Origin of the sequence: Trichococcus pasteurii (genome assembly GCF_900112935.1) — a bacterium.
In the GTDB taxonomy this organism is placed as follows: domain Bacteria; phylum Bacillota; class Bacilli; order Lactobacillales; family Aerococcaceae; genus Trichococcus; species Trichococcus pasteurii.
Map to the genome: position 1 here is coordinate 1 of NZ_FONM01000034.1, position 8279 is coordinate 8279.

Genomic DNA, 8279 nt, shown 5'->3' on the forward strand with positions numbered 1-8279 from the left:
GATAATCGTATCAATTTAAGGAGGTGCTTTTCATATGCCACAACAAAAACCCATTATTGTCCTCGTTCAATTACACCCCGAACAAGAATTTCATCCTGTCACCCATTCTGCGTTACCACCTTTACAACCAATTTGTACGATTAAAACGCCCACCGTTGAAATATCGTTCTTCGATGGCATAGATCCGCACGTCGTGCAGGTAATTATGAGGGGGATTGAGCCTCGATGAAATATGATTATACCAGCGTAAAAAATATCTACATCGTTTGCGGCAAGACCGATATGAGGAAAGGCATCGATGGATTAGCTACACTTGTTCAAGACGTTTACGAACTTGATCCTTATGAAGACACCATTTTCTTATTCTCTGGGAGATCCAAAGACCGCTATAAATGCTTGTATTTTGATGGAGACGGATTCGCCTTGCTTTACAAACGGTTGGATGCGGGGAAACTGCAATGGCCCAAAGACGAAAATGAAGTGCGGTTGCTTTCACAGAAAGAACTTCGTTGGTTATTGGAAGGTCTATCCATTCAGCAACCAAAGGCGATTCCGCCTTCTTTAAAAGGATCCTTCTAAATCCTTCTAAGATCACACTTATAGTCAATTTACTCTTTATTTTCACTTCTGAAATTGCGTATAATAGAAAGAACGAAACAGAACGAAAGTGGTGAGTGTTGTGACAAATGGTTCTTTTAAGAATGAAGATCAATCCGAGAAATTAATCCGATTGCTGGAAGATCAGTTAGCCCATGCGAATGAACAAAATAAAGCATTATCGCAAAAGCTGGATCAAGCCTTGGATCAGATCGAATTTTTAAACCAACAGCTACAGCAGTTAACCAAGCTCTTATATGGATCCAAAACGGAAAAATCCAAGTACATTACGCCCGACGGGCAAGGATCTTTATTTGAAGATGAGCATCCCTCGTCTTTTTCAGATTCTGAGCATACAGAAGAACAAAGCCAACAGGAGATTTCTTATACTGTTGTACGAAAACTCCACAACAAGAAAAGAAACGACTCCCTTCGTGGGGATGTCGAGACGGAGACGATTCACCACCATCCGGACAACACCATTTGCGACTGTTGCCAACATCAGATGACTGAAATCGGCAGTACGCTTGCCCGTGAAGAAGCTGCCTTTATTCCTGCAAAGATGATGAGGGTGCAGCATATTGAACATGCCTACGAGTGCAAGAACTGCAAAGGAGATACCTTACAGTCAGCAAAAATCAAACGCGGAAAAGCGCCAAAATCAGCAATCCAGCGCAGCCTCGCAGGTCCTACTGTCCTCGCCAAAGTTATCTATGATAAATTTGTGCAATACCTTCCCCTTTACCGCCAGGTAAAGGAATGGGACCGCTATGGACTGCAAACCAATGACAAAAATCTTTCCAATTGGGTCATCCGGGCATCTACTGACTGGCTGTTGCCCGTTTATGAACAAATGAAGGCAGGCCTAATGGCCAAATCCATTTTACATGTCGACGAAACGTATGCCCAAATCATTAAGCGTTCCGACGGAAAAAAGGGACAAACGCATGCCTATAACTGGGTCTATCGCAGTGTACCTATCCAAGGACCAACAATCGTCTTGTTCGACAGCGCCTTGTCACGCTCGCGTGCGGTTCTTGAACGTTTCACGCAAGGATACAAGGGGACGATCATTTGTGATGGCTACTCTGCCTACGGCAAGCTTCAAGATGTGACTTTTGCGAATTGTTGGGCACACGTGCGCCGCTACTGGTTAAAAGTAGACAGTAAAAAAGGACGGATTGGCGTGAATTACTGCGATAAATTATATCGACTGGAAAAGTCTTTCAAGAAGCTATCTCCAAGTAAACGCCGTAAAAAACGCCAAAAACACTCGAAGCCGATCATAGACGAATTTTTCAAATGGATTGAAACCTCGTGGTTTACTGGCAAAAGTGCCTTAGTGACTGCAGCTGAATATACATTGAAACGAGCGGATGGATTAAAGGCATTCTTATACGATGGGCGCATTGAAATCGACAACAACGCTGCCGAGAACGCCATAAGACCCAATGTTTTAGGGAGAAAAAATTGGCTTTTTTCTTTCAGTGAAGCTGGAGCGAAGGCGAACGCCATTTGTTTGAGCCTGGCAGAGACCGCCAAAAGTAATGGGATTGATTTCTATGAATATCTCAAAAAGCTGCTCATGGATTTACCGAACCTGGACATCCATCAAAGTAACGACGTGCTGGAGCAGTACATGCCTTGGTCGAAAAATATCCAAGAGACATGTGGCAGCAAATAAAGAAATAGCCGGATACTCGCGAAAAAATCGCATGGTATACGGCTATTCGTGATGCGCACCACAAGGTGCGCTGTTTTTTTATATTTCGGGCTTACTTTTTTATGGAGTTTTTTTATCAGTTCTGCGTATTCTTAGAATAAAACATCAAACCACTTGATTTATACACATCGAGTGTGTATAATTTGGCTGTAGAAAGGAGTTAAGAATATGCCGATGACGCCAAAACAAATGGTGAAGTTCCTCAAGGAAAACGGCTTTCGTAAAGTTAGACATGAGGGATCACATCTGACAATGCGAAATGAAGAGACTGAGAAACAAACGGTCGTACCGATGCATAACAAAGATTTATCCAAAGGAACCGAACAAGCCATACTGAAGCAAGCGGGGCTCAAATAGCCCCCCGCCTCAGGGCCATATTCTTTATATATAACTCAAGGGAAGTAAAATAAACAACAGAAGGGGGTAATGAAATGGCAAAGAAATTAGTATATCCTGCAACTTTTACACAGGACGGTGAATATATATTTGTAGAGTTTCCGGATGTAGATGGAGCCTTCACACAAGGGGAAAATTTACAAGAGGCATATGAAATGGCTGAGGAAGTATTAGGAGTAATTTTAGCAGACAATAAGGAATATCCTATACCTAGCACTGTCAAAGAAATCGCAACAATATATCCAAACTCAGATGTAGCTTTGGTAGGTGTTGATATTGATGCGTTTAGAAGGAAGTATCGTTCGAAAACTGTCAGAAAAAATATAACTTTGCCGGAATGGCTAAATGATTTAGCAGTCTCAGAAAAAATTAATGTTTCTCAAATTGCAACTGAAGCATTAAAAGAAAAGTTAAAAGTATAATCAGCATAACTAGTGATTTTTTTATATGAAAGAGTAAGAAATAAACCCTACCTCCAATTAAGGAAGTAGGGTTTATTAGTTTAGGAACATATACTGACAGTATCAAATATAAAAAATAGATAAATTTCATTACACAGATGTCAACTTTTGTGATGCGTATAGATTCATAGAATCCAGCAATTAATTTCGATGAGTTTTAACTGCTCACAAATAGTAGAAATTTGGTATGTAATACAAAATGAGTACAAAACTTGAAATTATATCCCTTTTGGTATACAATTTGTACAACTGGAGGCGATTAAGATGTTCGAAAGTATAAGGTTAGTTAATTTTAAATCTTTTACAGATGTAACTTTTGATTTCGCGCAAAAAAATAATAATAGGCCTAAAAATTTAGTTTCGATTTATGGTGAAAATGGTAGTGGCAAAACAAATATAGTAGATTCATTTAAAATTTTAAAATTTTCTACGCTGACCACAATGTTCGCAGATCAATATACTGAATTTCAAACATCCTTAGGAAGCGATGAAAAGGAAAATGTTAATAAAGAATTATTGAATAATATCAAAGATATGATGGTTGCAATTAATTATCGAGATATAAAAGCTGTTTTAAAGAATAGTCCTAGAATTAATGCGAACGACAATACAAAATTGGTTTATAATTTTATCTTAAATGGAATTTCTGGAACTTACTCATTAGAATATGATAATAAATGTAATTTGATATCTGAATCGCTTTATTATTTATTGAATCACCGTAGAGGTACTCTTTTCAATATAACTAGAGAAGAGAAGAATGTAAAAAGTAACTTAAGTAATATTACATTTAAGCTGAATTCGCAACATACTGAATTAAAAGAACTTATTAATAAACTGTGGGGTAAACATACATTTCTCTCTATTTTTAAGCAGTATCAGGAAAATATAAATGAAGAGTATGTGAATAAAAATGTGTCACATCACTTTATTGATATATTGAATGAAATTGATAAGGTCATGATCTGGACTGATGAAATTAAAGGACCTTTCAGTAAAAAAGATTTTATGCTTATGAATCTTGACAGTGGCACTATCAAGCAAGACCAAATTGGTCAATTACTAAATTACGAAGAAGTGATATATAGTTATTTTTCAGCTTTATATTCCGACATAAAGGATGTAAGCTACCACACTAAAGAGAGGAAAGACAGTCTAGATTATCAACTCTTCATTCATAAAAATATCGGTGGGGAGTTGACTGAAATACCTTTCTATCTCGAGTCCAATGGAACGAAAAACTTATTAGAATTACTGCAAGCATTCTTCTGGGTTGTAAAAGGCAATATTGTCATTGTTGATGAAATCGACGCAGGAATTCATGATGTATTGATGACTTCTATCATAAAAAATATTCGTGAGAATATTTCAGGACAATTAATATTTACAACACACGACACAATTCTGTTAAGAGATTTACCCGCTTCATCCGCATATTTCATCAATCAAGACAGTATGGGGAATAAAATTATACTATCAGGGAATGATTATGAGAAAAAAGTGTTTAGTAACAATAACATGCAAAAAATGTACTTGGATGGACTATTCAATGCTATTCCAGACCCGTTAGATATCGATTTTCATGATATCTTTGAATCATTGAATCCAAGTGAGGTATAGGCATGCGAGGATATAACGATGGGTATACAAGAGCTATAGTGATAGTCCATGGTAAGAGTGAGTATGATATAGTAAGGCACATAAAATCTAAACTTAGGGTCCCTATTGAAATTTACGCGAAGGATAAAGGGCAGCATTCTATTGAAATATCATCGATTATGGGTGTCCTGGAAAATCAAATATTTCAAAAAAAGAAAAATTTCTTAGGCGAGTATACTAAAATAAAACGCGAGAATGACGATATATTGAATGTTAAAATATTTATTATTCTTGATGTGGATTCAGCTCCACCGGAAACTGTGAATAAGTTTGTGAATAAATCAATGTTTAAGGATCACTGGTTATATCCTTATATCCATCCTATTCTGAATGATAAAAATCTTGAAGAAGCATTAAATAGTATCGGATATACTTACGCAAAAAAAAGTAGTGAGAAAAGTAAATACAGTAAAATCTTTCCAGTTGAAAGAGGAAAACAAGATAAAGATACTATAATCGCGTTAAGTGCAGCATTGAAGACAACAAAAAAGAGTAACCTTGATGAGCTATTGGATTATTGTCTGGAGAATTGTCCGAATTTTGGTTCTTGAATTCTAGATAGGATGCTCAAACCAAATTTATCACTGACGAGTGTCTGAGTATTTATGAAATGCTGGTGTTTACTTTTCATAACTAAGGCATGAGGCAATGATCTTTTTGGACGCTTTCCTCCGGCGAGCGAATGTTCACCGGAGGACATCGAATTCTCGGCAGCCGAACTCCGGCGAAGCCGTTGTGATCGGAGGTAATAATCTTTTTGGATCTTCTCCTCCGGCAGACAACCCCCTCACCGGAACTGGCACGGCGTTACGCAGCCGCTAACCAAGATACCAAGTCCGTCTCAAATCGAGGCGGGCTTTCTTTCGTTTCCGACTTTACATCTGTTAACTACTGTTATATACTGTTTATCGAAAGGGAGGGGGAGTCGTTTTAGAATGAAAATCATAATTCAACACAATTCGATGGTACCGATCTATGAGCAACTGGTGAATCAGATCAAGTCGTTGATTTTGGAAGAGAGTTTGAAGGAGAACGAGCCTCTGCCTTCTGTGCGGGTGCTGGCGAAGGAGATCAGGGCCAGCGCACTTACCGTCAAAAAGGCCTACGATTTGCTCGAGCAAGAGGGTTTCATTACGACGATCCACGGCAAAGGCAGTTTTGTGCTGTCGGTGAACAAGCACGCGAAAAGGGAAAATCTGCTGTACAGCACGCAGGAAGAGTTGGAGCAAGTAATCAAGAAAGCGCGGCAGGCCGGCATCTCCAAAGCGGAGTTGGCGGAACTGGTAGCGATGATTCTGGAGGAGGAAGAAGCATGATTGAAATGGAAAACGCCGTCGTTAGGTATCCGAGTTTCGAGCTGGATTGTTCGTTGCAGGTGAACGAGGGCATGATCACCGGGATTGTCGGGGAGAACGGCGCGGGCAAAACGACCCTTTTCAAAGCGCTGTTGGGCTTGGTACCAATCGCATCGGGCAGCGCCAAAATCAACGGGCAGGACATCGCAGCGTTGTCGCTGGCGGACCGCGAAAGCATCGGCACCGTGTTGGCGGAATCCTTTTTTAACGATATCTATACCATAAAGGACATCAATCGGCTGTTGAAAAGTTTTTACCGAAAATTCGACGAAAGCTATTTCCAGCGCAAATGTGCTGATTTCCACCTGCCCAAAGATCAAAAACTCAAGGAATTCTCGACCGGCATGAAGGCCAAGCTGAAGACGCTGACGGCGCTGTCGCATGAGGCGCAGCTGCTGATTTTGGACGAACCCACGAGCGGACTCGACGTCAGCGCGCGCTATGAAATTTTGGATATACTGCAGGACTACCTCGTCGACCACCCGCAATGCAGCATCCTGATCAGCTCGCACATCTCGAGCGATCTGGAGAAACTCTGCGACGACATCTACTACCTGAAGGCCGGCAAAGTCCTCCTGCACGAGGAGACCGATCGCCTGCTCGATGCTTACGGCGTTCTGAAGGTGGATGAAGAAGCCATGGGGCAACTCGACCGCAACTTCCTTTTGTATCGGAAGCGGACCAACTACGGCTACGACTTGCTGACGGACCAGCGGCTGTTCTACCTGGAGAATTACCCCAAGTTGGTTGTGGAAAAACCGACGATCGACCAAATAATGCTGATGATAATGGATGGTGACCGACTATGAAAGGCCTCTGGGTAAAAGATTTGCTGCTGTTGCAGAAGCAGCTGAAAACGTTCCTGATGTTCGTACTGATCGCCGCGTTCAACGCCTACACGATCAAATCCGTTCCGGTGATATTTATTATGATGGCGTTCTTCTTCGTCACGACCTCGGCCTCGACGATCTTCTATGACCAGGAAAATCACGGTTTTCTCTATCTGTTCACCTTGCCGACGCGCAAAAAGGATTACGTGATCCAAAAACTGCTGTTGGTCTTGGTGTCTTCGCTGGTTGCGGTGGGGCTGTCGTTCGTTTTGATTTTCCTGATGATGCAATTCGACCTTGAACTGCAGACGAGCGGGCAAGACTTGCTGTACAGCGCACTCTATAGTTTCTTTTTCGGGTGTTTCTACGGTTCCATCATCACGCCGCTGTACTTGCGCTACGGAACCGAAAAAGCCAGAGTGTTCATCTTCGCAATCATGGGGGCACTGGCAATGGGCATCATCCTGATCGAAAAGACGGGTGTGCTCGATGGGATAGCGGGCTCCGAGTTTATGGCCAACGTGGCAACCCTCAATTCGCTGCAGATAACAGGACTGACCCTCGCGCTGACCAGCGCGATGCTGGGTGTTTCAACAATTGTGAGCAGACGGTTTATCGATAAGTCGGTTGCGTTTTAATATAGAAGAAGCTCCCCGGCGAAATGCGCCGGGGAGCTTCTTCGTATTACTGGAGGTGGTCTCCTCCGACCTGGCGGGTGCTCGCCGGAGGACAGGATCCCAATCATTACTTACCTCCGGCCCACGGCTGGCCGCCGGAGGAAACTGAGTTCCCCAACAACACACCTCCGGCGAGCCCATCCTCCCCGGAACTCAGATTCCGTAGAAATGCCCGAACTCCGGCGAAGCCGTTGTTCACAGGAGGAAAGGGACAGCTACGTAAGCGCCAAATAACCAGGTATATACTGCAACACGAATAACCCTGCTACAATATGGATATCATATCGTAGTAGGGTTATTTGCAGTTTGCTTGAATTTCTGGACTCCAGGGCAAATAATCCTCAAGAAGATCAGATTCCTCTTTGAACGGTGTGTTCGGAAGTTCCTTGAACAAATAAGTCAGGTATTTGAATACATTCAGATTATTTGCTTTGGCAGTCTCAATGATGCTGTAGGCAATGCTGCTTGATTCAGCGCCCTTAGGGCTGGCATAAAAGTTCCATGCTTTACGGCCGACCACGAATGGTCTTATGCTTCGTTCCGCCAAATTGTTTGAAATTTGGCATTCACCGTCCAAAAGG

General features: G+C 41.7%; 11 protein-coding genes. 10 read left to right on the plus strand and 1 reads right to left on the minus strand.

The annotated features are described in order from the left end of the window. The first annotated feature begins 34 nt into the window (after positions 1–34). From BM184_RS15220 to BM184_RS14905, 10 genes are all read left to right on the plus strand, one after another. The gene (locus BM184_RS15220; RefSeq protein WP_086941848.1) at positions 35–229 is read left to right on the plus strand and encodes a hypothetical protein; all 195 of its coding nucleotides are present in this window, start codon (positions 35–37) and stop codon (positions 227–229) included. Continuing rightward, a complete protein-coding gene (gene tnpB / locus BM184_RS14865; protein ID WP_093365113.1) occupies positions 226–579 on the plus strand; it encodes an IS66 family insertion sequence element accessory protein TnpB in 354 nt (117 codons plus the stop codon). The genes BM184_RS15220 and tnpB overlap by 4 nt, the downstream gene beginning before the upstream one ends. A 100-nt stretch (positions 580–679) precedes the next feature. Further along, positions 680–2281: an IS66 family transposase gene (tnpC, locus tag BM184_RS14870; RefSeq protein ID WP_093365116.1), complete on the plus strand. Its 1602-nt coding sequence runs from the start codon at positions 680–682 to the stop codon at positions 2279–2281. A gap of 207 nt (positions 2282–2488) precedes the next feature. Next, complete coding sequence (locus BM184_RS14875; RefSeq protein WP_086941847.1) at positions 2489–2677, plus strand: type II toxin-antitoxin system HicA family toxin; 189 nt, start codon at positions 2489–2491, stop codon at positions 2675–2677. Between the two features lie 74 nt (positions 2678–2751). Further along, positions 2752–3138 carry a type II toxin-antitoxin system HicB family antitoxin gene (locus BM184_RS14880; RefSeq protein WP_086941846.1) on the plus strand — a complete coding sequence of 129 codons (387 nt, stop codon included), beginning with the start codon at positions 2752–2754 and terminating at the stop codon, positions 3136–3138. Positions 3139–3441: 303 nt separating this feature from the next. Beyond that, the gene (locus BM184_RS14885) at positions 3442–4797 is read left to right on the plus strand and encodes an AAA family ATPase (protein WP_086941845.1); all 1356 of its coding nucleotides are present in this window, start codon (positions 3442–3444) and stop codon (positions 4795–4797) included. Between the two features lie 2 nt (positions 4798–4799). Then, positions 4800–5387 carry a hypothetical protein gene (locus BM184_RS14890; RefSeq protein ID WP_086941844.1) on the plus strand — a complete coding sequence of 196 codons (588 nt, stop codon included), beginning with the start codon at positions 4800–4802 and terminating at the stop codon, positions 5385–5387. 384 nt (positions 5388–5771) lie between these two features. Beyond that, positions 5772–6152, plus strand: coding sequence for a GntR family transcriptional regulator (locus BM184_RS14895; RefSeq protein ID WP_086941843.1), 381 nt, complete (start codon positions 5772–5774; stop codon positions 6150–6152). Next, positions 6149–7000, plus strand: coding sequence for an ATP-binding cassette domain-containing protein (locus BM184_RS14900; RefSeq protein ID WP_086941842.1), 852 nt, complete (start codon positions 6149–6151; stop codon positions 6998–7000). Before BM184_RS14895 ends, BM184_RS14900 begins: the two co-directional genes overlap by 4 nt. Next, on the plus strand, positions 6997–7659 hold the full coding sequence (locus BM184_RS14905; protein ID WP_086941841.1) for an ABC-2 transporter permease: 663 nt from the start codon (positions 6997–6999) through the stop codon (positions 7657–7659). The genes BM184_RS14900 and BM184_RS14905 overlap by 4 nt, the downstream gene beginning before the upstream one ends. Before the next feature lie 334 nt (positions 7660–7993). Here BM184_RS14905 and BM184_RS14910 read toward each other — a convergent pair. Next, a partial coding sequence (locus tag BM184_RS14910; RefSeq protein WP_143091154.1) for an IS66 family transposase occupies positions 7994–8279 on the minus strand: 286 nt, incomplete at its 5' end.

Coding starts and splice junctions, on each gene's coding strand:
- BM184_RS14900 (WP_086941842.1), top strand. CDS start 6,149: ATGATTGAAATGGAAAACGCCGTCGTTAGGTATCCGAGTTTCGAGCTG.
- BM184_RS14885 (WP_086941845.1), top strand. CDS start 3,442: ATGTTCGAAAGTATAAGGTTAGTTAATTTTAAATCTTTTACAGATGTA.
- BM184_RS14905 (WP_086941841.1), top strand. CDS start 6,997: ATGAAAGGCCTCTGGGTAAAAGATTTGCTGCTGTTGCAGAAGCAGCTG.
- BM184_RS15220 (WP_086941848.1), top strand. CDS start 35: ATGCCACAACAAAAACCCATTATTGTCCTCGTTCAATTACACCCCGAA.
- BM184_RS14875 (WP_086941847.1), top strand. CDS start 2,489: ATGCCGATGACGCCAAAACAAATGGTGAAGTTCCTCAAGGAAAACGGC.
- BM184_RS14895 (WP_086941843.1), top strand. CDS start 5,772: ATGAAAATCATAATTCAACACAATTCGATGGTACCGATCTATGAGCAA.
- BM184_RS14880 (WP_086941846.1), top strand. CDS start 2,752: ATGGCAAAGAAATTAGTATATCCTGCAACTTTTACACAGGACGGTGAA.
- tnpB (WP_093365113.1), top strand. CDS start 226: ATGAAATATGATTATACCAGCGTAAAAAATATCTACATCGTTTGCGGC.
- BM184_RS14890 (WP_086941844.1), top strand. CDS start 4,800: ATGCGAGGATATAACGATGGGTATACAAGAGCTATAGTGATAGTCCAT.